Origin of the sequence: Luteitalea sp., from assembly GCA_009377605.1 — a bacterium.
In the GTDB taxonomy this organism is placed as follows: Bacteria; Acidobacteriota; Vicinamibacteria; order Vicinamibacterales; family Vicinamibacteraceae; genus WHTT01.
Genome location: WHTT01000083.1, coordinates 271 through 27,242, shown reverse-complemented (window position 1 = coordinate 27,242; position 26,972 = coordinate 271). Strand labels below are relative to the sequence as shown.

Annotated in this window: 19 protein-coding genes and 2 pseudogenes (1 of these 21 running past the window's edge); 13 read left to right on the top strand and 8 right to left on the bottom strand. The window is 64.7% G+C overall.

Annotated elements, in window-relative coordinates; all coding sequences use genetic code 11:
* Positions 1-60: 60 nt before the first annotated feature.
* Together GEV06_22275 and GEV06_22270 are read left to right on the top strand one after the other, a co-directional pair.
* Positions 61-1,104 carry a hypothetical protein gene (locus GEV06_22275; GenBank protein MPZ20612.1) on the top strand — a complete coding sequence of 348 codons (1,044 nt, stop codon included), beginning with the start codon at positions 61-63 and terminating at the stop codon, positions 1,102-1,104.
* A gap of 9 nt (positions 1,105-1,113) precedes the next feature.
* Positions 1,114-2,286 carry a DUF2961 domain-containing protein gene (locus GEV06_22270; GenBank protein MPZ20611.1) on the top strand — a complete coding sequence of 391 codons (1,173 nt, stop codon included), beginning with the start codon at positions 1,114-1,116 and terminating at the stop codon, positions 2,284-2,286.
* A 157-nt stretch (positions 2,287-2,443) separates the two neighbouring features.
* Here GEV06_22270 and GEV06_22265 read toward each other — a convergent pair whose 3' ends face one another.
* Together GEV06_22265 and metE are read right to left on the bottom strand one after the other, a co-directional pair.
* Positions 2,444-3,901 carry a tetratricopeptide repeat protein gene (locus GEV06_22265; GenBank protein ID MPZ20610.1) on the bottom strand — a complete coding sequence of 486 codons (1,458 nt, stop codon included), beginning with the start codon at positions 3,899-3,901 and terminating at the stop codon, positions 2,444-2,446.
* Positions 3,898-6,225, bottom strand: a complete 2,328-nt coding sequence (gene metE / locus GEV06_22260) for a 5-methyltetrahydropteroyltriglutamate--homocysteine S-methyltransferase (GenBank protein ID MPZ20609.1) — start codon at positions 6,223-6,225, stop codon at positions 3,898-3,900. The genes GEV06_22265 and metE overlap by 4 nt, the downstream gene beginning before the upstream one ends.
* Positions 6,226-6,416: 191 nt before the next feature.
* Here metE and GEV06_22255 point away from each other — a divergent pair, with 191 nt between their 5' ends.
* Positions 6,417-6,695 (top strand): hypothetical protein, encoded by a 279-nt coding sequence (locus GEV06_22255; GenBank protein MPZ20608.1) that lies wholly within the window; start codon positions 6,417-6,419, stop codon positions 6,693-6,695.
* A 44-nt stretch (positions 6,696-6,739) separates the two neighbouring features.
* Here the strand turns inward: GEV06_22255 and GEV06_22250 are convergent, their stop codons facing one another.
* Both GEV06_22250 and GEV06_22245 read right to left on the bottom strand, forming a co-directional pair.
* Positions 6,740-8,479, bottom strand: coding sequence for a GAF domain-containing protein (locus GEV06_22250; protein MPZ20607.1), 1,740 nt, complete (start codon positions 8,477-8,479; stop codon positions 6,740-6,742).
* A 300-nt stretch (positions 8,480-8,779) separates the two neighbouring features.
* Positions 8,780-10,078, bottom strand: coding sequence for a sigma-70 family RNA polymerase sigma factor (locus tag GEV06_22245; GenBank protein MPZ20606.1), 1,299 nt, complete (start codon positions 10,076-10,078; stop codon positions 8,780-8,782).
* A gap of 88 nt (positions 10,079-10,166) precedes the next feature.
* Between GEV06_22245 and GEV06_22240 the strand changes: the two genes are divergently transcribed.
* Positions 10,167-12,482, top strand: a complete 2,316-nt coding sequence (locus GEV06_22240; protein ID MPZ20605.1) for a TonB-dependent receptor — start codon at positions 10,167-10,169, stop codon at positions 12,480-12,482.
* A gap of 18 nt (positions 12,483-12,500) precedes the next feature.
* Positions 12,501-14,243 carry a PQQ-binding-like beta-propeller repeat protein gene (locus GEV06_22235; GenBank protein ID MPZ20604.1) on the top strand — a complete coding sequence of 581 codons (1,743 nt, stop codon included), beginning with the start codon at positions 12,501-12,503 and terminating at the stop codon, positions 14,241-14,243.
* A 74-nt stretch (positions 14,244-14,317) separates the two neighbouring features.
* Here the strand turns inward: GEV06_22235 and GEV06_22230 are convergent, their stop codons facing one another.
* Together GEV06_22230 and GEV06_22225 are read right to left on the bottom strand one after the other, a co-directional pair.
* Positions 14,318-14,839: a hypothetical protein gene (locus tag GEV06_22230; protein ID MPZ20603.1), complete on the bottom strand. Its 522-nt coding sequence runs from the start codon at positions 14,837-14,839 to the stop codon at positions 14,318-14,320.
* Positions 14,840-15,109: 270 nt separating this feature from the next.
* Positions 15,110-15,757, bottom strand: coding sequence for a hypothetical protein (locus GEV06_22225; protein MPZ20602.1), 648 nt, complete (start codon positions 15,755-15,757; stop codon positions 15,110-15,112).
* Positions 15,758-16,000: 243 nt separating this feature from the next.
* On the opposite strand from GEV06_22225, the gene GEV06_22220 reads away from it, so the two are divergent.
* Positions 16,001-17,251, top strand: a complete 1,251-nt coding sequence (locus GEV06_22220) for a DUF418 domain-containing protein (protein MPZ20601.1) — start codon at positions 16,001-16,003, stop codon at positions 17,249-17,251.
* Positions 17,252-17,292: 41 nt separating this feature from the next.
* On the opposite strand, the gene GEV06_22215 is transcribed toward GEV06_22220, so the two are convergent.
* Positions 17,293-18,171 (bottom strand): helix-turn-helix domain-containing protein, encoded by an 879-nt coding sequence (locus GEV06_22215; GenBank protein ID MPZ20600.1) that lies wholly within the window; start codon positions 18,169-18,171, stop codon positions 17,293-17,295.
* Between the two features lie 158 nt (positions 18,172-18,329).
* Between GEV06_22215 and GEV06_22210 the strand changes: the two are divergent.
* The 4 genes and pseudogenes from GEV06_22210 (at position 18,330) to GEV06_22195 (ending at position 20,426) form a co-directional block, all read left to right on the top strand.
* Positions 18,330-18,413 (top strand): annotated as a pseudogene (locus GEV06_22210) (short-chain dehydrogenase).
* Between the two features lie 37 nt (positions 18,414-18,450).
* The gene (locus tag GEV06_22205; protein MPZ20599.1) at positions 18,451-19,485 is read left to right on the top strand and encodes an NAD(P)-dependent oxidoreductase; all 1,035 of its coding nucleotides are present in this window, start codon (positions 18,451-18,453) and stop codon (positions 19,483-19,485) included.
* Positions 19,460-19,732 (top strand): hypothetical protein, encoded by a 273-nt coding sequence (locus GEV06_22200; GenBank protein ID MPZ20598.1) that lies wholly within the window; start codon positions 19,460-19,462, stop codon positions 19,730-19,732. Before GEV06_22205 ends, GEV06_22200 begins: the two co-directional genes overlap by 26 nt.
* Positions 19,733-19,946: 214 nt before the next feature.
* The gene (locus GEV06_22195) at positions 19,947-20,426 is read left to right on the top strand and encodes a hypothetical protein (GenBank protein ID MPZ20597.1); all 480 of its coding nucleotides are present in this window, start codon (positions 19,947-19,949) and stop codon (positions 20,424-20,426) included.
* A 68-nt stretch (positions 20,427-20,494) separates the two neighbouring features.
* Here GEV06_22195 and GEV06_22190 read toward each other — a convergent pair whose 3' ends face one another.
* The gene (locus tag GEV06_22190) at positions 20,495-21,286 is read right to left on the bottom strand and encodes a DUF222 domain-containing protein (protein MPZ20596.1); all 792 of its coding nucleotides are present in this window, start codon (positions 21,284-21,286) and stop codon (positions 20,495-20,497) included.
* A gap of 303 nt (positions 21,287-21,589) precedes the next feature.
* Between GEV06_22190 and GEV06_22185 the strand changes: the two genes are divergently transcribed.
* The 3 genes and pseudogenes from GEV06_22185 to GEV06_22175 form a co-directional block, all read left to right on the top strand.
* The gene (locus tag GEV06_22185) at positions 21,590-21,919 is read left to right on the top strand and encodes a PadR family transcriptional regulator (GenBank protein MPZ20595.1); all 330 of its coding nucleotides are present in this window, start codon (positions 21,590-21,592) and stop codon (positions 21,917-21,919) included.
* Positions 21,920-21,928: 9 nt separating this feature from the next.
* A complete protein-coding gene (locus GEV06_22180) occupies positions 21,929-24,712 on the top strand; it encodes an FtsX-like permease family protein (protein MPZ20594.1) in 2,784 nt (927 codons plus the stop codon).
* 19 nt (positions 24,713-24,731) lie between these two features.
* A pseudogene (locus GEV06_22175) lies at positions 24,732-26,972 on the top strand (FtsX-like permease family protein); it runs 270 nt beyond the window's last position.

Here is a 26,972-nt window from a genome sequence, read left to right as displayed (position 1 = left end):
GTTGCGGCCGAGACGGTAAGTGTCAACCGGACAGCAGTGGGACAGCCCCCGTTTTCCACCATGCGAAAAACGGGGGCTGTCACCGTTTTCCTGCTCGTCGTCTCGCTCGCGCTCGTGACGGTCGCGTCAGCCGAGGATGACGGCTGGCTCCGCCCCAAGACGGAGGACGACGCGCTAATCTGGGGACGGCGTGACGGCTTAATCTTTGGTTTGCCCTCGCCCGGTGGCCTGCGGGGGCCGCGCGGGCTTATTCGTGTTGGCGTGCTGGGTGAGGATGGCGAGCCGGAGCTGATCAATTTCATCGCCATCGAGCCGGTCGTGAAAGGCGCCGGCAGGCGCGCCAGCCGCATGGCGTTCAGCGAGCTCGAGATGAGTACGCTGGACCCGAGGCAGCGGGGCAAGCGGCTCTGGACGGACGACTGGGCGGGCGAGCTCACAACGCTACCGGCCAAGCCAGAGCCGATCCAGCAGCTCAGCGTGCGGATCGACGTGGAGCGGTTCACGGCAAATGGCGCGCACGTGTTCGTCACCGCGAGGATGTCGAGCGATCGCCCGCACGAGCTGGAGCTGATCGTGCACCACCACGACGACAGCGCCCCGATCGAGGAGTTGACGGTGACAGCAACGATGGGCAACTACGAACGGCTCCGACGATTGTGGCTCCGCGACCGTCTGGTCGACAGCCGCGAGCTATACGCGGGGTATACGGGCGACGGCTTCATCGACCGCGAGAACTATCCGCGTGACGAGATGCTGACCTACGGCGATGGTGACGCGTTGGTGCTCGCGACCACGAATGAAGAGGAGCCTGCAAGCGTCAAAGTGTCGGCCAAGCCGTGGTGGACGTACAAATCCATCAAGCTGACCCAATACTGGCGCGTGCCGGCATGGCACATCCAACCGGATCTGCGGGTCAAGGTCAACGGGCGCCGCGTGTACTGGAATTCGACCGACCCCATTCCCGGCGGCCCGTCATTCGAGAACTTCGAGGTGCGTCAGCGCTATGTGCCCGACCAGGTGTTCATCTTCGGGCTCACGCCCACCTCGCCGCGGGACTTCGTCCCGGCCATCCCCAGGCTGGCGTCACGGACGCAGGAGAGATAAGGAGCTTACATGCGACACAGTACGCTTGTTGTCAGTTGTGCCCTGGGCCTGATCTTCGCCACCGAAGCGCCCGCGCGCGCGCAAGGCGAAGACTCCGACCTGGCCCGCCTGCCCGCGCTCAAGAGCTACACCATCGAACGGTTGTCGTCGTACGACCGCACGGGAGCGAACGACGATGGCCAGTGGAAGAACCAGGTGAAGGCAGGGGAGACGCGCGCCCTCGGCGAGCTGACTGGGCCCGGCATCATCACCCACATTTGGTTCACCATCGCCACGCCGGAGCACTATCACCTGAAGAAGATCGTGCTGCGTATGTACTGGGACGACGATCCGCTGCCAGCCGTGGAGGCGCCCGTCGGCGACTTCTTCGGCTTGGGGCTGGGCGAGTACTTCTTGTACGAGTCTGGGCCGCTGTCGGTTGGATCGCAGAAGGCGCTGAACAGCTACTTTCCCATGCCGTTCCGGAAGTCAGCGCGTATTACGATCACGAACGAGGGCAGCCAGCCGATCGATGCGTTCTATTTCAATGTCGACTGGCAGAAGCACCAGAGCCTCCCGGACGACCTGGCGTACTTCTACGCCGAGTATCGACAAGCCACGCCCACCCCGGGCTGGACGACCGACTGGAAGCTCAACGGCGATCCGAAGATCAACGATCACCGCAATCCTGATGGCAAGGACAACTACGTCATCCTCGAGACGGAGGGGCGCGGTCACTATGTTGGCGTGACCCACAGCATTCTGCAGAACCAGGGCGACTGGTGGGGCGAAGGTGACGAGATGATGTTCATCGATGACAAGGCAAAGCCGAGCATCATCGGCACCGGCTCAGAGGATTACTACCTGGGTGCCTGGTGCTACGGCGGCTGCGGGATCTCGCCCTTTGGTACGTCCTATCCAACGTTCGCCTACAAACAGTACGGCAATCCCGTCAACGGCGGAGACCATCGAGGCTCCAAATGGATGGTCTATCGGTTCCATCTCGATTCACCGGTGCCGTTCGAGAACTACTTCAAGATGACCATCGAGCACGGCCATGCGAATCACCGCTCGGACAACTTCTACACCGTGGCTTATTGGTATCAACAGGGGCCGCACAAGTTGCGCAAGCCGCTGCCGCCGGTCGAAGAGCGCCTGCCGCAGATGGTAAACGTCGACGGGCCGACCGTGGGCAAGCCGTAGCCACGCTCTCAATCAGGGCTCTCTACAATCGACAGTAGCGCAGGCCTTTACTCAAGCCCAGAACTCGCCTGAATCAACGGCCGTAGCGCAGGCCTTTAGGCCTGCCAACGCCGGAATGGGCAGGCCTGAAGGCCTGCGCTACGGCCATCACTTCCACCTACCGACGCCTGAAGATGGAGAGCGCGTTCTTCAGCGAGGCATCCTGCTCGTCGCGCGCCGACAACCGCTCGTACATCGCAAGATGACGCTCGGCCGCCGTGGTGTCGCCAAGCGCACGATACGCCCGCACGAGCAGATAGTGCGCTGAGGCATCGTCGTTCGTCGAGCCAACGTACGTCGCGAGCGCTCGAGCGGCGTCGGCCGGCTTGCCCCGCGTGAGGTGGAGCCGGCCCAATTCTCGATGCACCGCGGCGGGCGGATCGGTGAGCTTGAGCGCCCGTGTGAGCGACGTTTCGGCATCGTCAGTCATGCCGAGCACGAGGAAGCTGCGCCCGATGCGGTAGTGCACTTCCGACTCGTCTGGACGAACACGGAGCTCCTGTCGATATTCGTCCAGCGCCTCCTTTGCCCGGCCCTCGCTCATGAGCAGGTTGCCGATAGCGAGATGAACGCTGGCTAGGTCCGGCTTTACGCGCAGCACCTTGCGGTACTCGTCGATGGCCTCATCGACGCGCTCCTGCGCTTCGAGCGACTCCGCCATCACTTGGTGGGCGCGGTACGAATCGGGGTCGATCGTCGAGATCCGCTCGAATGCGCGCTGTGCCCGCTCGCGGGAGTTCGTCGCGGCGAGGTACTGCGCGTCTTCGGCTGACGACGTCTTCGTGGTGGGGAGGGCGGGCGCCGGCAGATCACCGGGCCTCGCCGTGTCCTGCTGTTCGCGCAGTTCATCGATCACCGACGTCAGCTCGACCAACGCGGGCCTGCGCTTCAATGCGATCTCGTACATCGTGAGGGCGTTCTGTGGCTCGCCGCGCAGCAGCCAGATGTCGCCAGACAATTGTGCAATGCGCGCGCCCGCGGGAGCGATCTCGGCAAGCCGCATGACCGCCTCGCGCCCGAGCTGCAGGTAGGCCTGTCCCAGCCCATACCACACGTCCACATCGCGTGGTGCATGTCGCGACGCAATCAGAAAATGGTCGACGGCTTCTCGAGGACGGTCTTGCGCGACATAGCTGTGCGCAAGCCAGGTGTGCGCCAGCGGATCGACAGGTGCGAGGGTGACAGCGCGTTGCAGCAACGGCGTGGCACGCGGAGGGCTGGAGAGCGTTTGATGAGCGATTCCGGAGAAGATCAAGGCGGACACCAGATCGGGATCGATGTCGAGTGCCTTCTCGAACGCGGCCAGCGCCTCCTTCGGCTGTTTGTGGAAAAAGTACGCCAGGCCAAGATTGCTCTGGACGTCGGCTCGTTCTGGTAGCAGACGGGCCAGCGCGGTCAGCTCCTGAATGGCGGTTGCGAAGTCTCCTCGAGCTTGCGCCTCCTTCGCGGCTTCAGCATGCCGAGCCACCTGGGTTGCATCCTGTGCAGCGGCGGGTGAGGCGAGGAGCAGGAGGACCAGGCTCCACCCGGCCGGCAGTCGACGCGCCGAAGAACGACGGCAAGCGCTCACAATCATGATTGTGCGGTAGCGACATCTTTCGTCGGGAGGCGCTCGCGCATCCGTCTAGCGGCCATCACCATGTTTCCGAGCGCCGCGTCGACCTCTTTCCAGCCACGCGTCTTCAATCCGCAGTCGGGATTGACCCAGAGCTGCGCCGCGGGCAGCACCTGCGCGGCGCGCTCCAGGAGGTCTACCATCTCCTCCACGGTCGGTACACGCGGCGAGTGAATATCATAGACACCGGGGCCGATGTCGTTGGGGTAGCGGAACGCCGCGAAATCGTGCAGCAGCTCCATTTTCGACCGAGAAGTCTCGATCGACAACACATCTGCGTCCATTGCCGAGACCGCGTCGAGGATGTCGCCGAACTCGGAGTAGCACATGTGGGTATGCAGCTGCGTTGCGTCGCCGACGCCACTGGTGGCGACACGAAAGGCGTCGACTGCCCAGTCCAGATACGCCTGCCAGTCCCGCTGCCGGAGCGGGAGACCCTCACGAATGGCTGGCTCGTCCACCTGAATAATAGCAATGCTTGCAGACTCGAGGTCCCGTACCTCATCTCTCAGGGCCAAGGCCACCTGCAGGCACGTCTGACTTCGTGCCTGGTCGTCGCGGACGAAGGACCACTGCAGGATCGTCACCGGACCGGTCAGCATGCCCTTCATGGGCTTCTGCGTCAGCGACTGGGCGTACCGCGACCAGTCGACCGTCATCGGCCGTGGACGTGACACGTCGCCGTACAGGATCGGCGGCTTCACGCAGCGGGAGCCATAGCTCTGCACCCATCCGTGCTCCGTGAAGGCAAAGCCGTCGAGCCGCTCACCGAAGTACTCGACCATGTCGCTCCGCTCGAACTCGCCGTGCACGAGCACGTCCAGTCCCAGCGCTTCCTGCCTTTGCACGCTGCGCGCCGTTTCGGTCTTCAGAAACCGATCGTACTCGGCGTCGGGCAATCGCTTGGCTCGCCAGGCCGCTCGCGCCTCTCGAACTTCGCGTGTCTGTGGGAACGACCCGATCGTGGTCGTCGGGAACATCGGGAGGCCGAACCGTCGTTGCTGCACGGCGCGCCGCGCCTGGAAGGGGGAGCTCCGGCGGCGCATCGCGCCGTCCACCGCGGCGGTCCGTTGCCGCACCTCTGGATTTCGCGTTCGAGCGGAGTGACGCCGGCTCGCAAGAGCGGTTCGCGCGGTGTCGAAGGCGGCGCCGCGCGGCGACGGCGATCGCGCCGCATCGGCAACCGCACGGATTTCTGCGAGCTTCTGGTGCGCGAACGCGAGCCAGCTGACGAGCTCCTCGTCGAGCGACCGCTCGGCTGCGAGGTCGAGCGGCACGTGCAGCAGGGAGCAAGACGAGGCCACGAACACGCGATCTGGCCCGAGCGCTGACACCGCCTGGTGCACCATCGCGTGCGCGTTGTCGAGATCGGTGCGCCAGATGTTCCGCCCGTCGACCACGCCGACCGAGAGCACGGTCTCCGGGCGCACGTGCGGCAGCACCTGCGCCAATTGCTCCGGCGCCCGCACGAGGTCGAGATGCAGGCCGTCGACTGCACTCTCCGTCACGAGCGGCAGGTTCTCGGCCAGGGCGCCGAAGTAGGTGGTCACCAGTAGACGTGGACGATGCGGCACCGCGGCCAGCCGAGCAAGGGCGCGCCGATAGGCGTCCTGCTCTGGCGCCTGTAGATCAAGGACGAGACAAGGCTCGTCGATCTGCACCCAGCGCACCTCGTGCTTGGCGAGCAGGGCGAGGAGCTCGTCGTAGATGGGCAGGAGCGCATCGAGGAAATCGAGAGGCCGCAGGTCCGTCGAAGCCTCCGGAGCCAGCTTCGACAGGCGCAGGAACGTGACGGGGCCCGGGATGACCGGCCGCGGATCCGCGCCCAGCGCGCGCGCTTCATCGAGCTCCCCCAGCAGCTTCGAGGCATCGAGACGAAACGACTGGTCGGCCGCGAGCTCCGGCACGATGTAGTGGTAGTTCGTGTCGAACCACTTCGTCATCTCGAGCGCTGACAGATCAACGCCTGCGTCGCGGTCTTGCAGGCCACGCGCCATCGCGAAGTACCGCGCGAGCGGATCGCTGATCGCCGTGAAACGCGCCGGCACCGCGCCAGCCGCCACGGCCATGTCCAGCATGTGATCGTAGAGCGAGAAGTCGTTGCACGGCAGTTGGTCGAGCCCGGCGTCCCGCATCGCCGTCCAGTGGCGCCGGCGGAGGTCGGCCGCCGTGGCACGCAGCGCCTCGCTGGACGTCCGCTTCGCCCAATGGCCCTCGACGGCCTTTTTCAACTCGCGGTTGAGGCCCACGCGGGGATAGCCCAAACAGGTCGCTAAAACCGACATCGACGGCATCCTTTCTGGATCGTCCGTTCCGACCAGGAATACGCTCTCCGAAGCTCGCGGCTGCGGCTGACGCTCGTAACTTTCTTGCGAGGAGCTCGCGAAACATTCATGAGCGCGATCCGCGTCACCCAACAGAATCAGCGTTTGCCACTGGCGCAGACTTTGCTGTGTTGCGGGTAGTGGAGAACGAGGTGACGTACCGAATTCACCGCGCGACGAGCGCGGACGAAGTTGTTTTCACGCTGAGCGGCGAAATGGACAAGGATCATGTGGCCGGATTGCAGGCACTCCTGGCGAGCGAGACCACTCGACGCGTCGTGCTCGACCTGGTAGACGTCATGCTGGTCGATCGGGACGCCGTGAGATTTCTCGCGCGAGCCGAAGCGGCAGGTGCTATCCTCCTGAACTGTCCCGAGTACGTCCGCAGTTGGATCGCGGCGGAGCAAGGGGGGCCTAGCCACAAGCATTGACGAGCCGCGATTGATGGTCGCGGTCAGGTTCCGGATCGGAGCGTTCAGCCAGCCGTCGGCCGGTGACATGTCCGTTTCGGGCCAATCGACTCTAAAGGAGTTGGCCCCTTGAAGCGGCGTTTGTCGATGTTGAGCGCTTTGATTTTTGACTCCAGCGTCGACGAGGGCATGCCAAGCTTCGCCGCCGCCCCGAAGGGTCCAGACACTCGTCCTTGGGCCTCCGCCAGCGCCGCCTCGATGCTGTCTCTTTCGTGAAGCGCTCGCGCAGGCAACCGAGGAACGGCGACGACCTGCCGCGCTGGTGCACCAGAGAGCCAGCGCTCATCGACGTACAAGCTCTCCTTGTCAGACACGATCACTGCACGCTCGACGATGTTCTGCAGCTCACGAACGTTACCCGGCCAGTGATACGCCTGCAACTGAGCGAGGGTCTTCTTGCTGATGCCGTGTATCCGCTTTCCAGCGCGCTGCGTGTAGCGGTGGACGAAGTATTCCACCAGTAACGGAATGTCCGCCGGACGGTGACGAAGTGGAGGTACCTCGACGGGGAAGACGTTCAACCGATAGAACAGGTCGGTCCGAAGCGAGCCATCGGCCACCGCCCCCTGCAGGTCCCGGTTGGTGGCAGCGATGATGCGTGCGTCCGCCTGAATGGGCCGGCCGCCGCCGACCAGCTCGAACTCGTGCTCCTGGAGCACGCGCAGCAACGCCACCTGTGTCTCGGCGGGCAGCTCGCCCACTTCATCGATGAAGAGCGTCCCCCCTTCGGCCAACTCGAAGCGCCCCTGCCGGCGGTGCACGGCGCCAGTGAACGCGCCCTTCTCGTGACCGAAGAGCTCGGATGCGATCAGAGCGCCTGGGATCGCGGCGCAATTCACACTCACGAACGGACGCGCCGCTCGTGGCGATCGTTTGTGGATGGCACGCGCGACGAGCTCCTTCCCCGTCCCGGTCTCGCCGGTAATGAGCACGGTGGAATCCGTTGGCGCGACCTTGGCGATCTGCAGAAGGAGCGCTCGCAGCGCCGGGGAGGCACCCACGATCTCCTCGAACATCGACGTTTTGTCGATCTCTTCCCGAAGGGCGACGTTCTCCTGTTGGAGTCGATCCTTGAGCGTGCGGATTTCACTCAGTGCCTGCTCGAGCTGCTGCTGAGCCTGCTTCGCCCCGGTCACGCTTCGACGCAGCTCGGCTTCGGTGCGGCTGCGCTCGATCGCGACGCTCGCCAGGTGCGTGATCTGCTCGATGATGTGCTGATGCCGCTCGGTGGGACGCCGGGGCTCGTGGGAGTAGATCGCGAAGGTCCCCAGTACTTGGGCCGTCGAGGAGAAGATCGGTGAAGACCAGCACGCCCGCATGCCAGACGTCAAGGCCAGGTGCCGGTATTCCATCCACAGGGGATCGGTGAGAGTGTCCGCCACGATGACTGGCTCACCGCGGTACGCCGAAGTTCCACAGGAGCCCGCACAAGGGCCGGCCGTAAGTCCGTTCACGGCATCGATGTAGACCTGCGGCAGGTTGGGCGCGGCGCCGTGCCAGAGCTGGTTGGTGACGGGATCCAACAACAGAATCGAAGACGTGGAATCGCCGGAAACCTCATCGACGAGGCGACAAAGCCCGTTGAGAATGTGCTCGAGCGACTCCCCTCTCGCTAGCATCTCGAGACGCCGATTCTCGCCCGTGAGAAGCGCTTCCGCCCACTTCCGATCTTCGATGTCGGTATTCGTTTTGTACCATTTGACAACTCGCCCAGCAGGGTCGTTGGTTTCGTCGGCGCTCACCATGCCTGGACCTCCGGGGCTCGACGACAACAGGGAGGGGTAACGACGACCTGGCCAGCGTATCGGCTTCTCTGAGGAAACGGCAAGGATATGGCTCAGCTTTCGCCTTGACAGCTCAGGTTTCGTCTTGACGACCGAAAATCGCCAGCTCTACTCGTGGGACGCTATCACTAGACACAGCTTCCCTCCAAGCACGCATTCGCGGCCTTGCGACCGGATCGTGCTCGGCTCGTCGTGAACGGCCCATGTGAGCAAAGGGTGTTCGCAGCCGACGAATCGTGGGCGGCTGGCGCTTCGAGCGCGCTATACAGACCGGTTGATCTCAACGGCGCACGCCGCGACCCGTTCGTTGAGCAACGCACGCTCCCGCGCGTTGCGCGTGAGGGAGGCCGCGCGCTCGAACTCTGCACGTGCCTCGTCGAATCGACCGAGCTTGAAGAGCAGGTCGCCGCGCACGCTCGGCAGCAGATGGTAGCTCTTCAGAGACGACACAGCGGTTAGCCCATCGACGATCCTCAGGCCCGCCGCGGGACCGAGCAGCATCGCGAGGGCAACCGCTCGGTTGAGCTCGACGACCGGCGAGGACACCACCTGGGCGAGCGCGCCATAGAGCCCCACGATTCGCGCCCAGTCCGTGTCCTCTGGCGTCGTCGCGCGCGCGTGGCAGGCGGCAATCGCCGCCTGGAGCGCGTACGAACCCAGCGCACCATCCAACGCTTCGGCACGCTCGAGAGCCGTGACGCCGCGCCGGATGAAGAGCTGATCCCAGAGGGCGCGGTTTTGATCCAGGAGCAGGATGGGCTCTCCCGATGGCCCCACGCGCGCCCGCGACCGTGACGCCTGGATCTCCATGAGCGCAACCAGACCGTGGACCTCGGGCTCGTCCGGCATCAGCTCGGCCAAGATACGCCCGAGACGTAACGCATCCTCGCAGAGGGCGGGGCGCATCCAGTCTTCACCGGCGGTTGCCGAGTAGCCCTCGTTGAAGATCAGGTAGATCACGCCAAGCACCGACGTGAGACGCGCCGCGAGCTCGTCGCCGCGCGGGACTTCGAAAGGCACTCGTTCCTTGGCGAGGGTCCGCTTGGCCCGGACGATGCGCTGTGCGACGGTTGGTTCCGAGACGAGGAACGCCCGCGCGATCTCCTCCGTCGTCAGACCGCCCAGCAAGCGGAGCGTCAGCGCAACGCGCGCTTCGGTGGAGAGGACCGGGTGGCATGCCGTGAATATCAGCCGCAGGAGATCGTCGCCGACATCATCGTCGAGCGCCGTGTCGAGATCGTGCGCCGGACTCCGTCGACCCGCTTGAAGCTCGTAACCGAGCTCCTCGTGCTTACGCTCCAGCCGGGTATTCCGGCGCAAGAAGTCGATCGCACGATGCTTTGCCGTGGTCATGAGCCAGGCGCCCGGATTCAGCGGGACGCCCGACGCCGGCCATTGCTCGAGCGCGACCAGGAGCGCATCCTGCGCGAGGTCCTCCGCGACGCCGATGTCGCGCACGATCCGTGCGAGACCGGCGATGAGCTTGGCCGATTCAATCCTCCAGACCGCGTCGATGGCGCGATGTGTATCGGTGGTCGTCACGCGTGCTGATCTCACCATCTTCAATCCGCTGTCGCAAGACGAGTGGTCCGGCGGCAACCCTGCAGTATGATGCTTACCTCCGTTTCGTGCCCCCCGAAGAACCCCTATGAAGCAAGCCGGCTATGTCTCGGTCGTCGTCTGTCTCCTGCTCTTGCTGGGGTCTACGCTCAGTGCGCAGTCGGCGGCCGCAACAGTACGCGGGACCGTGCGGGACGGCAGTGGAGCGGTCTTACCGGGTGTCACGGTCACGATCCGATCGCTCGAGACCGGTTCCTCGAGCACCGCAGTGACGGATGGCCAAGGGCGGTTCGAGATCTCCGGACTCGACGCGGGAGACCACGAGATGCGGGCCGAGCTATCCGGCTTTGGCACGTATCAGGAGCTGATCGCCACGGGGCTTGCGGATACACGCACTGTGGACCTGGAGCTGGAGGTTGCGCCGCTCTCCGAGACGGTGACGGTGATGCGTTCGGAAGAGGACCGTGTGGCCATTCCCAACGCCGTATCGGTGATCGAGGGAGATCGCATCCAGGCATTCCAACGACGAGCCTCCCCCGCCGAAGCACTGGCCGGCGTTCCGGGCTTCTTCGTGGAGAACCGCCGCAACTTCAGCCTCTCCGGAGGTGTCCGATTGGCCATTCGTGCACCGCTACCTCGCTTCGGAATGCGAGGCGTGCAGATTGTCCAAGACGATGTGCCGATGACGGTGGCGGACGGGACGACCGAGCCGACCAATATCGATCTCGGCTCGTTGGGGCGGGTCGAGATTCTGCGCGGCCCCAGCTCGGTCCTGTACGGGAATTCTGCGGGCGGCGTCCTCAGCCTTCGTACCGAGCTTCCATCATCAGAACGCCTGACCGTACAGCCGGACATCCAATACGGCAGCTATCGCTACAGGCATCAGCAACTGAAGGTGCACGGCACGTCGGGACGGATGAGCTATCTGGTCAATGCGAGCCGGATGGAGACGGACGGCTTCCGGGATCACAGCCAGACGGAGGTGCGGCGAGTGAACACGGTGATCCGAGCTGCGCTCTCTCCGGACACCGAGCTTCGAGGCGTGTTCAACGTCTACGACTTACCCTTCGGCGAGAGCGCCAGCACTCTGACGCGCGCGGACGCGCGAGACCATCCGACCAGCGTTCGTCCCGAGGCGGTCACGCAAGGCTGGGGCGAATCCACGACGCAGGGACAAGCAGGCTTGACGCTCGAGCACCATTTTGGAGACGGGCACAGGTTCCGCGGAACTGGCTGGGGACTGCTCCGAGACGTCTGGAACCCTATTCCGTTTGGCGTGGTCGACGTGCGGCGTCACGCATCTGGCTTCCGGTCCGAGTACGAAGGCTCGGCTCGCGTCCGATCCGTTCCAGTGCGCTGGACGGCCGGCTTCGATGTCTCTCGGCAGCGGGACGAGCGCGCCGAGTTCGAGAACGATGGCGTTCCGCCCGACGGCGGCCGCACGCGAGTGGGCACCAGGCTGCTCGAACAACGGGAAGGGGTCTTGTCACTGAGCCCGTTCGTGCGGGCGAGCGTGGGACTCGGTCACCGGTGGCACCTGACCGGAGGGGCGCGGTACGACCACTACGATTTCTCTGCGGCCGATCGCTTTCTCGACGACGGCGACCAGTCTGGCGGCCGAACGCTGAGCGCGGTGAGCCCGATGGTGGGTGTTACCTACACGGCGGCGAGCTGGCTCAATCTCTATAGCAGCTTTGCCACCGCGTACCAGACGCCCACGACGGTGGAGCTGTCCAATCGACCATCTGGCACCGGGGGCTTCAACGAGGAGCTCGGTCCCGAGCGACTGCGGAGTTTCGAGATCGGGGCAAGGGGGGCCGTGGTTCCCTGGCGTCTGAGCTTCGAGGCCGCTGGCTACGTCTCGCGCCTCGAGGATGCGCTCGTCCGGTTCGAGCTCCCCGACGAGCGGGCGTTCTTCAGGAATGCCGCCAGGGCCAGGCGCAACGGCATCGAGGCGTCCGTCGAGTGGAAGCCGATGCGGCGTCTGAGGTCGCACGTCTCGTACACGTTTCAGGATTTCGCGCTCGTCCGCTTCGTCGCTCCCGAAGGGGACTTTTCTGGCAAGACAGAACCTGGTGCGCCCCCGCACCAAGTGTCCCTGGGCGGAAGTTACGACACGCCCTTCGGTCTGCACGCGGCCGCGGAGCTCCGCTTCGTGGATGCCTATCCGGTCGACAGCGCGAACACGGTGTCGAACTGGGCCTATCACGTGCTCGATCTGCGATTCGGGCTTGCCCGCAGCTGGAAAGGCACCAGCATCCGCCCGTTCGTGACGATCGACAACGTTTTCAACGAGCGCTATAACTCGTCCGCGATCCCGAACTCCCTTGCCAATCGGTTCTTCGAGCCGGCGGCCGGACGGGAGCTCGCGATCGGCGTCACGATCCGCGCGAAACTCTTCTGACCGACGGGAGCGCCGAACATGATCACACGGTATGCCGACAGAAGCAGTCCTGTTGCGCGCGTGGGGCGTGCTTGTGTCCTGCTGGGGCTCACACTGCTCGCGAGTTGTCGGGCGCAAGAACCTGCCCGCCGTGGGCAGGAGCCGGCTGAAGCGGAGGTGGCGATTGGCGCCGTGACCGACGAGCTGCTTCGGCAAGGTCACCGGGCACAGCCTGCGACCTGGCCGACCTACGGAGGTGACTGGGCACAGACGCGGTACTCGCCACTGGCGGAGATTCGGCGCGAGACCGTGCACCGGCTGCGGCCCGCCTGGATCGCGCAAACCGGCATCGTCGGCTCGTTCGAGAGCACCCCGCTGGTGCTCGGTCGGGAGATGTACATCACGACACCGGCGGAACAGGGCGTGCAGCGCATATTGCGGCTGGACTCCACGACCGGGGAGGTGGCTTGGCAGGTGGAGCTGGCCGGTAAGGCACAGAGCGCCACTGCGGCCACAGAGGATGATCATCTGCCGACGCATTTCGGGCCCAATCGTGGCGTGGCCCTGTACGGAGATCGTGTTTACCTAGGAACGCTGAACGGCACACTCCTCGCACTGGACCGAAAGAGCGGCAAGCAGCTCTTCGAGGTGCAGACGCTGTCGCCGCGTCTCACTGGCGCACCGCTCGCCGCGAACGGCCGCGTCATCCAAGGCCTGTCATGGATCGACCGCGGTGCCGTCCAGGCGTTCGATGCCGAGACCGGGGCGTTGATCTGGACCTGGTACACCATTCCGTCGCCCGACGATGGCGGCTGGTGGGGCGACTGGGTGGAGACGCTTCCCGGCCGTCCGGCGATCAGCCTCGACCGCAATATCGCCGAGGAAAAGGCCAACAGACGCCGGCTGGCGGACGGCTGGAAAACCGGCGGCGCCAGCGCCCCGATGACCCCGACGTTCGATGCGGCGACCGGCCTCGTCTATGTCTCGACCGGCGGGCCGGATCCGACGGCATTTCCACCGCCCGCCGAGCCGCATCCAGGCGACATGCGTTGGACCAACTCGGTTTGCGCGCTTCGTCTCGAAGACGGAAGCGAGGCCTGGTGCTATCAGTTTCTCCCGCACGACATCTGGGGCGCCTCAGGCCCCACGCCACCGATCCTCTTTCCCCTGCAGCACGAGGGGCGCAGCCTCGATGTCGTAGGGAAGCTGACCGGAATGGGCAATCTGTACGTGCTCGCCCGCGATACGGGCGAGCACGTTTCCATGTCGGACAACTACATACCGCTCGACGAGACGCGCGGTGGTCCGTCCGGTGTCAACCTGTTTCGCGGCGGGATGGCCGGGACGTTGTGGTCCCCCGGCGCTTACAGCTTCGACACCGGCTTGGTCTATTCAGCCAATCAGTACGTGCCCGGTTACTTCCAGCCGCGTCGCGAAGCACGAGGGGCTGGCCAATTTGGCAACGTTGCGGCCGTCGATCCCTCGACAGGACGAGTGGTGTGGCAGCAGCGAACCGACCGTCCGCAGGCTGGCGGTGTCCTGGCCACTGCCGGCGGCCTGGTGTTCTCCGGCCGCACGTCCGGCTGGCTCGACGCCTACGACGCGGCTACCGGAAAGCGGATGTGGAGCTTCCGCGTGGGCGCCGGATGCAACTCCGCACCGATGACCTATCGCGTGAACGGCCGGCAGTACGTCGCCCTGTCGTGCGGCGGACACGGCACCCTCGACCCGCAAGGCGGAGACACCGTCATTGCGTTCACGCTCGCGCCCCCGCCGGACTAATCCCAGGTTCGAGGTTCAAGGTTCAAGGTTCAAGGCTAACGGGCTGTCCTACCGACTCAGGACTCGAGCACGAATCACAAACATGTCACGAGGCCGTCGTAGATGGACCGGTCGGTCTCCGGCAGCGTCGCGTACAACGGTGATGGCCCTGCGAGCGCGCTCAGAAGGTCATGAATACTCGTCCCGCGGACGATCGGACTTCTGCAACGCCAGGTCCCAACATCGACAATGATCTTGCCGGTCGAAGGGCTGACCTCTTCGTTGCTGGCGGCGAAGACCCAGACACAACTCCCGATAGTTCCGGTGAGGCCCTCGACGGAACAGCGATACCGAAGGGACTCGATGTTCGTGTACTCCCCTTCGCAGAACGTATCGCCGCAGATGTAGTCGAAATTCTGTTTGAGGTTGTAGATCATCGTGTACCAAGCGTCGATGTCGGCTGGCTCAGTGAGGTAGGCACTGACGTCGACATATTCCGCAACCGGAAGAATGCTCGCGCTCTGCGACCCACCGTCGTCATTCGTAGCCAGTGCGACAGACGGCATACAGAGCGCCACGACCAGAGCCAACGCGAGAAGGAACGAGCGATTGTTCATGGTGTCACCCCTTTCTAGGTAGGGCCGCCTCGCCGAGGCGGCCGTGACGGCGCGCTCGGCGAGCGCGCCCTACTCGAACGCTGCCTGCGGACGGTTCCCCTTTACGCAAGGGTGGGGCCAGCGCAGACGCGAACAGCGGTGAGACCAGAAGTCGTTGCTCCGCCGCGAGATCAGAGCGAGGGATGGAGCAGGGGTCTCTCAGAGGTGAGACGAGCAGCGTGGAAATGCTAACTGCGGTTGACGGCGGGAGCGGTGCGCCAGCACCGAGGGCTACCCTCGCGTCGTGCGAACGTCGACTGGGATCACGAGAGCGTGCTTACCGGTGCGGTCGATTCGATATTGAACGGTCATGCGCGACGTGGGACAGCAGGGCGCATCGCTATCCTGGAATCGCGCGAACTCGCCGCGGATGATATCGGCCTCGATGATACGAACCGCGCCGGCAGAGCCGTCTCGACCAGTCGTCATCGGCTGGGGCGACAGCGTGCCGGCGAAGCGGCCCTGGACAAAGACGAACATCTGAAAGTGGGTCGGCTGGCACGCCTCGTCTGCAGCGGTCATGCCGGCGAGGAGCTCGACGTCGCCACGGGTCAGCTCGCGATCGAGGTGGCTGTAGGGAGTCCATCCCTCTTCTTCGAGCGTGCGATGCGCGGGACTCTCACCGCGCGTAATCCCACAACGCGCGCGCAGCGCGTCACCATCCTCGCCACGCGGCGGAGCAGCAGCCGGCAGTCGATCGGCGTCGTTCCAGTTCGTCAACGGCTGATCGAGCCAATTCGTGCCGGCCGCGCCTTGGCGGGCAACGGCTGGCGAGGTCAGGAGCACGGCCAATCCTGCAATCAGGCAGCGGACGACCGGTTGGAATCCCACGAATTGGTGCGTCGAGCCTGCCGTCCATCGAGAAAGCTTCTTCCGCATGGACCCAGGCTACCTCGGTTTGCACGATTGGCGAAAGTAGGGACGCCTCGGCGAGGCGTCCCTACCGCCACCATGGTAGGGCACGTTGGGCTCGCCGACCGGCCGACGCGGTCGGCTCGCCCCTCATGCCGCCCCGGCTCCGCCGGTGCGAGCAAGTGCGCCGAACGCGGCGCGGCGGACTAGAATGAGCGCACCAGAATCGCCACCGGGCCCATCGTCGAACATCCTTTCCAGGAGGTGCGCGTGCTCCCGTCCACCCCGATCTCCGCGCCTGACCGGCAGCTCCCGCTCGACGCCCTGCGCGGGTTTGCGTTGCTCGGCATCCTGATGATGAACATCCGGATGTTCTCGATGCCGTTTGCTGCGTACTTCAATCCAACGGCCTACGGCAGTCTCGATGGCCTGAACTACTGGGTCTGGTTCGTGGGCCACGTGTTCTTCGACCAGAAGTTCATGACCATCTTCTCGATGCTCTTCGGCGCGGGCATTGTCTTGATGACCGGTCGGGCAGAAGCACGCGGCGACGGGCCGGCCATGCGGCACTATCGCCGCATGTGCTGGCTGCTCGTCTTCGGACTCGTCCATGCGTATGGTCTCTGGTCCGGCGACATCCTCGTGCTGTATGCACTCTGCGGCGCCTGGGTCTTCCTACTGCGCCGCCGTTCGCCGCGGACGCTCTTGGTCCTGGGCGCCCTTGTCCTGGCGATCGGATCGCTGCTCTCGGTTGGTGCATACGCCGGCATGCAGTATCTGCCGCCAGAGGAGGTGGCGGGAATAGAGCGTGAGCTGGGGAACCCCCAGCCCGAGGACATCGCGCGAGAGCTCGCGGCCTACCGGAGCGGCTGGTGGGGCCAGATGCCGGACCGTGCCAAGCGGTCGCTCGAGTTTCACCTACAGGTGTTTTGGCTGTGGGGCCTGTGGCGCGCCGGCGGTCTGATGCTGGTCGGGATGGCGTTGTTCAAGCTTGGCGTCTTTTCGGGCAGGAGTCGCCCGCAGCTTTACGTCGCCTTCGTGGCCAGCGGCGCACTTATCGGACTCCCGCTCGTCCTCGCGAGCGTGCACGATATCGAGCTCTACGACTGGGGCTCCTTACGCGCATTCTTCGTCGACAGTCAGTGGAACTACTGGGGGAGCGTGTTCGTCAGTCTCGGCTACGTGGGACTCGTCATGCTGGTCGTGACACGGGGGATTCTCGCTCCGCTGGTGGCGAGGCTGGCAGCGGTCGGACGCATGGCGCTCACGAACTACCTCCTGCACACGCTCATCTGCACGACGGTGTTCTACGGTCACGGTCTCGGGTACTTCGGCTACTTCTCCAGGACAGACCAGGCGCTCCTCGTCGTCGCCATATGGCTGATCCAGCTGGTTGTGTCGCCACTATGGCTCCGGCGCTTCGAGTTCGGTCCCTTCGAGTGGCTCTGGCGCGCGCTGACATACGGCCAGGCACCACCGTTTCGGCGTGCGCCCAGCCAGGTGGCGACAGGCGTGGCGTGAAGCGCGCTGCGGACTCGTGTGCGTGGTCACGTGGGGCGAGGTCAATGCTCCAGTCGAGGGAAGGTGCGTTTCAACGCTGTTGGCGTCGCGCCAAGGATTCGCCGCATGCATCGAGCCATGTGACTCTGATGCGCGAAGCCCGTTTCGACGGCCACCTGGCTAGCAGGCCTGTCCCCGCGGAGGAGCAGCGATTTCGCTCGTTCCACCCGGCGCTGGACGATGTACTCGTGCGCGGGAAGTCCCAAGGAACGCTTGAACAATGTCTTGAAGTGCGATGAGCTGAGTCCCGCGACTCCTGCCAACCGCTCGAGAGACAGGTCGTATTCCAGATGCTCTTCGATGTACTCGGTCACGCGTCGAAGTTGCGGCTTTGACAGGCCGCGGTTCGATGTCAGCGCCGCCGGATAGCGGCCCAGCAAGTGGATGGCAAGCGCGAGTCCGACGCTTTCCGCGTAAATGAGGCCGCCTGGGTAGCCGGCCGCGTGTTCCGCCTCGAGCGCCCACGCGAGGTGCTCGATCTGCGCGTCCCTGACTTGGTGCCGCGGCTCGAGGCCCGCTCGGTCTGGATCGATGCCGATGTCCTCAGCCGTGCGACGTAACAGTGATGGTGTGACCTGCAAAACGATGGACGTGTTCGAGTCCTCTTCGTACCACTCGTCCGACACGCCAGCCGGCATGATGTCGACATCCCCTCGCGTGTAGACGAATCGATCGACCCGGCACGTCCCGCGAACAGGCGGTCCGGCGTGCACCTTGATCCGATGTTCCGGCAAAGCCTTCAGCTCGACCATACCCGGCGCTGTCGTGCGCACGTCAACGCGTAGCCCGATTCGCTGTCGTGGCTCCTCCCACAATCGACCGAGACCAGAAGCGGCTCCGGCAGGATTGGACGTCACGGCCGCCGGATTCTGAGTACCCATCGTTCAGGCTCCTTCACCTGACTATCCGACGCTTCGTCTGCCGTGAGGGTTCCCGCCTGCCCGGGTTGGCTTCTCGTCCGAACGTGCTCGCAGTCGTCCGTTCGTGCGCGACAGCTGATGTGTCCTCGAGTACTCCTGTTATCAGAACAGAGGACTGAATGGGCAAATACGCAGGCAAGAAGGCGGTTGTGACCGGCGGGACGCACGGCATGGGCCTGGCCGTCGTGAAGATGCTGGTTGCGCTCTAATCTCGCGGCGCACATTCGACGGAGATTCATGATGACAGGCAAACTGACGGTTTCGGTTATCGGCCTGGGAACGATGGGCACAACACTCGCGCGGCTCCTGCTCGGCGGCGGCTACCGCGTCACCGTGTGGAACCGAACGCGGAGAAAGGCCGATGTTCTGGTCGAAGAGGGCACGGTCGCGCCGCCCAGCGCCGCAGCCGCCATTGCGGCCAGCGACGTCGTGATCGTGTGCGTGTATGACTACAAGGCAGCCAACGAGATTCTCGCGACGAAGGAGGTGGAGGCGGCGCTCGCCGGGCGAGTGATCGTTCAACTGACGACGGGCAGTCCCCAGGAGGCGCGAGACGGCGAGCTCTGGGCCCGCCGGCACCATGCCGATTACGTCGACGGCGCGATCCAGGCAGCGCCGAGCCAGATGGCAAGGCCGGACACGACCATCCTGGTGTCTGGTGCGGAGTCGGCGTACCGCCGAAGTGAACCGGTGTTGAGCGTTTTTGGTGGCAACGTGAAATATCTCGGCGAGCCGGTCGGCGCAGCCTCCACGATGGATCTGGCGACGCTGTCGTATGTCTATGGCGCTGCGCTGGGATTCTTCCACGGCGCGCGCATCGCCGAATCAGAGGGTTTCCGGGTGGATCACTACGGAGGGCTGGTCGCCGAGATTTCTCCCTCGTTCGGGGAGTTCTTCAGACACGAGGGTGCGGTGATTCAGTCGGGAGACTATCGGGTATCCGAAAGTCCCTTGAAGATCTCCGTCGAAGCCACGGAACGGCTGGCGCAGGCGGCGCGTGACGGCGGACTCAACGCCGAGCTTCCAGAGTTTGCGGCGCGGCTGTTCAAGAGAGCGCTCGCGGCCGGCTACGGGGATCAGGAAGTCGCAGCGTTCATCAAGGTCCTGCGCGCGAGCGGAAGCGACAGCCGTGAGCACCCGGCGCATGAGCGGGAGCACGTCGGGTCGCCCGTGAGCCACGGAAAGGGAGGCTGCGCGATGAAGCCGAGGGTGTCTCGAGCCGGTCCTCTCGCAAGTGAGCGGATGGGTGATGGAGGACGTAAAACGGATCAATGATGGCCGACTGGTCGGCGACGAGTCGGCGCTCGCAACGGTCGACGCGCACTATGGCGCCTTTCGATGTCTGATGGACCTCTGCAAGGAGCGTGGGATCAGTCAGGTTGTGCCGAACGCGTTCGACCAACTGTTCCGGGCGGCGATCAAGGCTGGACATGCACAAGATGACTTCGCCGTTCTGAGCAAGTTCATGCGAGCAGACGGGGAGTCCACCGTGGGAGGTCTCGAGAAGCCCGTGGCGACCTGAGGCCCAGACGTGGCGTGCGCTTGCGAATGGGGGGCGCGTGCGGCTATGCTGCGTGCTGGCGCGTCAGGGCGCCGCCGTGTCCGCGGGAAGGACCGCGTCCACCTGAGTCGACCCGTACAACTCACGCTTCGATGAACTCTTTTCTGCCCGAGCGAGCGGACACCGGGCCTCGACGGCTGATGCCATATGTGCGCAGCCCGGAAAGGAGCTCATCGTGCCCCGCAACGCTCTACCCGTTCGCAAGCTCCGAGAACAGCCGGATCTCGATCAACTGAAGCGACAGACCAAGGAGCTGCTGGCCGCCTTTCAGGCTGGCGAGCCTTCTGCGGTTGCCGAGGTGAGCTTGCACTATCGCGGCGCAGATGCGTCCACCTTCGCGCTGCACGACTCCCAGCTGGTGCTCGCGCGCGCACACGGCTTCGACAGTTGGCCGAAGCTGAAGGCGTACGTGGACGGTGTCACAGTTGGCCACGTGTGCGAAGCCATCGAGCGCGGAGATCTTCCAGCGGTACGGGAAATGCTCCGCCGGCGGCCGGAGCTGGTCGACCTGGAATGGCCCGGGCATGGCGAGACCAGACGGTTGCACGTGGCCGTGCTGCGCCGCGACCCGCTCGCGGTGCAGCTGCTGATGGAGCACAGCGCAGATGCCCGGCGGGGCATCTGGCCGCACCGCGACGCCACCAGCCCCGTCTAGATCCTCCAACACCGCCTGGCCGGCGTCGGACGCAACTGCCTTCCCTTCAGCTGCTCCGGCGTCCGTGTTCAGCGTGGCCTCGTCGACATGGAGCACCACCTGATAGCGATCGCCTGCCGTCCCGCGATCCAGGTCACTCGCCAGCGCACTCTCGGCGAGGAGCCCGAGGGCATCCGCGCGGCGCTGGGCGGTGGTGACCTCCGCCGTGGCATCGTCGCGCGGGTCGGCCGCGCTCTCGCGGAACAGCCGGTCGCCTCGAGCGCCCGTTGCACCACGGCCCCGAGCTCCGGTGTGAGCCGGCCGCGGATCACCAACATGCCGTCCTCATCCACCCAGGTCTGGAGATATCTCTGCTGATGGCGCCGGGCGGTCTCGCGCGCTTCGTCCAGTCGATCGGCGCGGCGCCACGCGCGGGCCAACCGCTCCACATGCGCGGCGGTGCCGTCCTGCGCGGCGCCCAGGGGCCGGCTCTCATTGTCAGGTGTCGCGATCCTCGTCAGCGCCCGCACTTTTGAATAGGAGATCTCGCCCCGCTCCATCGCGGCACTGATGAGGGGCAACCTCGCCAGCGCCCGCGCCACGCGCACCTTCTCGCGCGCCGCGCCGGGGGCGAGACCGATCCGCCAACTGAGCCAGTGCGCACAGGACCGGCAGCCGCCGTCGTTGCAGCAGGCACGTTCATCGAACTGGCGGATCAGGACGAGCAGCTCATAGGTCGCCGCCTGAATGCGGGCGGACAACTCGGCGATCGCATCGCCCAGGCGTGCGATCTCCTCCTCGGACATCGGCATCCGGGGTTGGAGGCGCGGCTCGATGATCGCGGCATCCGAAGTCGCATGCACTGATGCTTTGAGATTCATGCACCATCATAACCCCCTATATTTACGACCTCGTGTACGCTTTCAGGTGCCACGAAATCGGTCCGACGGTCTTCGCGACCTTCGCTGGACCGTCGACAGCCGCCACAGGGGCCGTATGAGCCTTCAGGAGGCATCCTGACCCTAGGTTCTCACTGCGACGCACTCGTCAAAAAAAACCTGTCAAGCAAAAAGTGGGTACAGACCGGGGACATAGGTGACACTTCAGACCGCCGGGAACATGGGTGACAGTTGACACCACGGCGTCGATCGGTATGATTAGCAGACATATTAAGTCGTCTAAGTATGGGACGTCACGATTCACTTCAAGGCGCTCTGCCGCTCCTCGTGTTGAAGATCCTGCTCCGGCGCGGTCCGCTGCATGGCTACGGCATCACGCTGCAGATCGAGACGATGTCGAAGGATGTCCTCCGAGTCGAAGAAGGCTCGCTCTACCCGGCCCTTCATCGGATGGAGGAGGCCGGCTGGATCAAGGCACGGTGGGCGGTGACGGAGCACAACCGTCGCGTACGCATGTACGAGGTGACCGCGGCCGGGCGCAGACAGCTCGAGCTCGAGGAAGGCCGCTGGCGCGCCGTGACCGGGGCCGTCGGACACATTCTCAAGCACGCCTAGGAGGTCCCGATGTCCTGGCTCTCGCGGCTGGCGAATGTCTTCCGGACGTCGAAGGTAGAGCGGGATCTGGATGACGAGCTGCGGTTCCACATCGAGGCACGCATCGACCAGGGAGTCGCGGAAGGCCTGACGCGCCAGGCAGCCGAGCAAGAAGTGATGCGCCAGTTCGGGGGCCAACTGCGGTTGCGTGAGCAAAGTCGTGACGTCAAGCTGCTGCCTTGGCTCGATTCGCTCGTCAAGGACCTGCGGTTCGGCGCGCGCATGCTGCGGAAGGACGCCGTGGTCACCGGCGCCGCGGTCATATCGCTCGCGCTGGCAATTGGGGCGTGCACGGCGGCCTTCTCGCTCATCGATGCGCTGATCCTGCGGCCTCTGCCGGTACGCGCACCGGAGCGCTTGATCTACCTAGCATTCCCTACATACGACCCCGCCTGGCCCGAAGGCGACACTTTCAGCTACCCGTTCTTCGAACGCTTCCGCGAGAAGGCCCGCGCGCAAGCAGACCTGTTCGCGATGTTGCAGGCTCGACGCACGCGACCAGTCGTATTCCCGGACGCCGGCGGACAGATTGAAAACGTTCGGACGCAGTTTCTCTCGGGCGATGCGTTCGACATTCTCGGTGTGCGACCCGCCGTGGGCCGGTTGATTGCACCTTTCGACGATGTGGAGCCCGGCAACCATCCGGTGGCGGTGCTGAGTCACCCGTTCTGGATGCGGCGCTTCGCGGGTGACCCGCCTGTTGTCGGTCGTTCCTTCACCTTTGACGGCCGCCCCTTCGAGATCATCGGCGTGGCAGATCGGACGTTCACCGGCGTCGAACCGGGCCGCCTCGACGATCTGTGGGTGCCGAACATGATGTGGGACGTGGAGGAGCTCGTAGATCCGGACTCGAGATGGCTTCGTATCCTCGGCCGCCTGAAGCCGGGTGTAGAAGCGGAGCAAGTTCGCAGCATTCTGCAGCCGACGTTTACGAGCCTCCGCCGTGAACGAGCATCCTTTCAGCCAGACGAGCCACGGGATCGCGTGGAGCAGTTCCTCAATGCACGGCTCTACGTGCGATCCGCCGAGAACGGGCCATCGGGTCTGCGGCGCGAGCTCGCACGGCCTCTGTGGATACTCGCATTCGTTGTCGGCCTCGTGCTGCTGATTGCGGCCTCGAACGTGGCGAACCTCCTCCTGGCTCGCGCAGTGGCGCGCGAGCGCGAGATGTCGCTGCGGCTGTCGATTGGTGCGGGCCGCGGCCGGCTGATCCAGCAAGTGCTGATCGAGAGCGCCCTCCTTGCCATCGTCGGCTGCATGCTCGGCCTCCTGTTCGCCTACGTGGCCGGTCCAACCATCGTCCGCATGCTCGCGCCGGCGCACAATCCTGCGTATCTCGACTTGCGCGTCGATTGGCGCGTGCTTGCGTTCCTCGGCGTCACCGGCGCGCTGACGACGATGCTCGTCGGGCTCGCACCTGCGCTTCGAGCATCCGCCGTCGCTCCGATGGGGGTGCTGGGCGCGGCCAGCGGACGCCTGACGACTCGCATTGAGGCGCTGAGGCCGCTCGTCGCGACCCAGGTGGGCTTCAGCCTGGTCCTGTTGTTTCTGGCGGGTCTCCTGCTTCTCTCGTTCAGCAAGCTCGTAAACGTGGACCTTGGCTTCAGGCCGGACGGACTCCTGCTGTTGACCGTCGAGTCGCAAGACATTCAGTTGGCGCGAGAGGATCTCACGGTGGCGTTGAGTGGTCTACGTGTCGACCGTCTCACAACAGAGCAGCGCTCACGTCTCCCGGGCGAGGTCGTCGCCAAGTTGAGCCGGCTGCCATCGACCGTCGCGCAGGCCCATACCATCGGCGTGCAGTTGCTCGAGCGGGTGCGTCGCGTACCGGGTGTCCAGGGAGCCAGCCTCTCTGCATGGGCGATGTTCAGCGGCACGGGCGCGGAGGATGGAGTCCGTCTACCGGGACGGGCGTTGGATGCGCTGCGCCCCTCTATTCTTCCGGTCTCGCCGGGCTTCTTCGAAACAATGGGGATTCGTTTGCTCGATGGCCGAGCGTTCGAGCCGCGCGATGCAGAGCGAGAGACGCCCACGGTTGTCGTCGTCAACGAAGCGTTCGCACGACGGTACTTTGGGCGGGAGCGCGCTGTCGGCCGCGTCTTCGATCGCGTCAACGCGATGGTGGCGTTGCGGCAGGAGATCGTTGGTGTGATTGCCGATGCGAGGCATAGCAGCGTTCGGCACCCACCGCCGCCCACCATCTATGTACCGCTGCGGGGATTTCGAGCGCTGCAGGTGCGAGCCGAGGAGCCACTTGCCCTGATGGACACGCTACGGCGGGCGATCAGCTCAGTTCACCCGTCGCTGCGAGTCACCGATGTCCAGCTACAGTCGACGCTCATCGACAACTGGCTGCTCCGCGAGCGCCTGCTGGCGCTGCTGTCTGGCTTTTTCGCCATCGTTGGATTGTTGCTCGCGGCGGTCGGGTTGTATGGAGTGTTGAGCTACTCCGTGGTGCAGCGAACCAAAGAGATCGGGATCCGGCTCGCGCTCGGTGCGCAGCAACTAGCGGTCGTGCGGTCGGTTGTAACCGATGCCAGCATCACGATGCTCATAGGGGCTGCGGGTGGCCTCGCAGGCGGGCTCTACCTCGCGCGGTTCGTGAGAGCGTTCCTCTACGAAGTCCAGCCGTTCGATCTCTGGAGCCTCGCCCTCCCGGTTGGCCTTTTGGTGTGTGCGGGCGCGCTGGCGGCGGTGCTGCCGGCCCGTCGCGCCGCGCGCGTCGACCCGGTCGTGGCGCTTCGTTACGAATAGGGCAGACAGGAGACAGGAAATGTCGTGGCTCTCGCGGCTGGCGAATGTCTTTCGGACGTCGAAGGTGGAGCGCGATCTGGACGACGAGCTGCGCTTCCACATCGAGTCCCGCATCGAGCAGCTCGTCGCGACGGGCCTCACGCGCAAGGCGGCAGAGCAGGAAGTGATGCGCCGCTTCGGTGGCCAATTGCGCCTGCGGGAACAGAGTCGCGACGTCAAGCTCCTGTCCTGGCTGGATTCGCTCGTCAAGGACGTCCGCTTTGGCGCGCGCATGCTGCGCAAGGATGCGGTGGTTAGCGGCGCAGCGGTCATATCGCTCGCGTTGGCCATCGGCGCTTGCACGGCGGCATTCTCATTGATCGACGCGTTGATCCTGCGGCCGCTACCGGTCCGCGCGCCCGAGCGGGTGCGCCCGCAGGCCGTCTCGAGCGAGGCATTCGCGATCCTGGGCGTTCGACCTGCGATGGGACGGGTGCTCGGGCCCTCGGACGCGAGACATCCCGTGGCCGTGCTGAGTCACGCGTTCTGGATGCGGCGCTTTGGTGGCGATCCCTCGGTGGTCGGACGTTCCTTTACGCACGACGACCACGCGTTCGAGATTGTAGGGGTGACCGCGCAAGGGTTCACTGGCATCGAGCCGGGGCGCTCCATCGACCTGTGGGTGCCAAGTGTCATCTGGAATGAAGTGGTTGGGGTCGAGGTGAACCGGTTCCGAATCCTCGGTCGGTTGGAGGACGGTGTCCAAGCCGAGCCAGTCCAGAACATTCTGCAGCCCACATTTACCAACGACCGTCGCGAGGCGGCGTCGACGTTGGTTCAGCTAGGCAAGCCGCGCGAAGTCGTGCAGCGTTTCATCAATACACCGCTCTATGTACGATCCGCGGAGAGCGGGTTATCAGCCTTGCGACGGCAGGTCGAGCGGCCTCTGTGGATTCTGGCAATCGTTGTCAGCCTCGTCTTGCTAATCGCGGCGTCCAACGTTGCAAACCTGTTCCTCGCACGCGCCGCGGCCCGAGAGCGCGAGATGTCGTTGCGCCTGTCGATCGGTGCGGGACGGGGCCGACTGATCCAGCAGGTGCTCATCGAGAGCGCCTTGCTTGCCATCGTCGCCTGCGCCCTCGGCTTGCTATTTGCGGCCGCAGCGGGTCCGATCATCGTCCGCATGCTCGCGCCTAGCGACAATCCTGCCTACCTCGATTTGCGTGTCGATTGGCGAGTGCTGGCGTTTCTCGGCGTCACTGGGGCACTGGCAACCATGCTGTGTGGGCTTGCTCCAGCACTGCGCGCGTCCGGCGTGGCTCCCATCGGCGTGCTGAGCGCAGCGAGCGGACGCTCGACGTCTCGTAGTGGTGCGCTAAGACCCCTTGTCGCGACGCAGGTGGGGTTCAGCGTGGTCCTGTTGTTCTTGGCAGGTCTTCTCCTCCTCTCCTTCGGCAAGCTCACGCAGGTGGACCTTGGCTTCAGAGAATCCCGGCTGCTGCTACTGACAGTTGAGTCGGATGAGGTTCGTTTCAACGAAGACGACCTCATGTGGGCGGTGATGGGTGCGGCAGACCAGAGTAGAACAGGCGAACGCTCAGCCGAGCAAGAAGAGCTCCTGTCGCTGTCGCGCAAGGTCAAGCCGGTCATCGCACAAGCGCGGCCAATTGGCATGCAATTGCTCGAGCGGGTCCGTCGTATGCCGGGTGTTCAGAGCGCCAGTCTGTCTGGTTGGCCTCTGCTCTGGGAGAGCGGTTGGAGAGGCGCAGTCCGGTTGCCAGGGCGCGCGCCGGACGAAGCGTGGTCCATCTTCCTTCTGGTGTCCGATGGCTTCTTCGAGACGATGGGCATTCGTCTGCTCGATGGTCGAACGTTCGAAGCGCGCGATGCAGAGCCGGAGACGCCCACGGTTGTCGTGGTCAACGAAGCGTTCGCACGACATTATTTCGGAGGCGAGCGCGCCGTCGGACGCGTCTTCGATCGTGTGCTCCCGATTGCGACCGTCCGGCAAGAGATTGTCGGTGTGGTCGCCGATGCAAAGTACAACGATGTCCGGGAGCCGGCTCCTCCCACCGTCTACTTTCCGCTGCGGGGCTTTCGAAGTCTTCAAGTGCATACAGCGGGCGAGCCGGTAGCGTTGGTGGACAGGCTGCGACAGACAATCGAAGCGGTTCACCCGTCATTGCGCGTCACCGACGTCCAGAGACAGTCGACGCTCGTCAGCAACACGCTGCTGACGAGCGTCGACTGTCTCTGGACGTCGGTGACGCGCAATGACGGG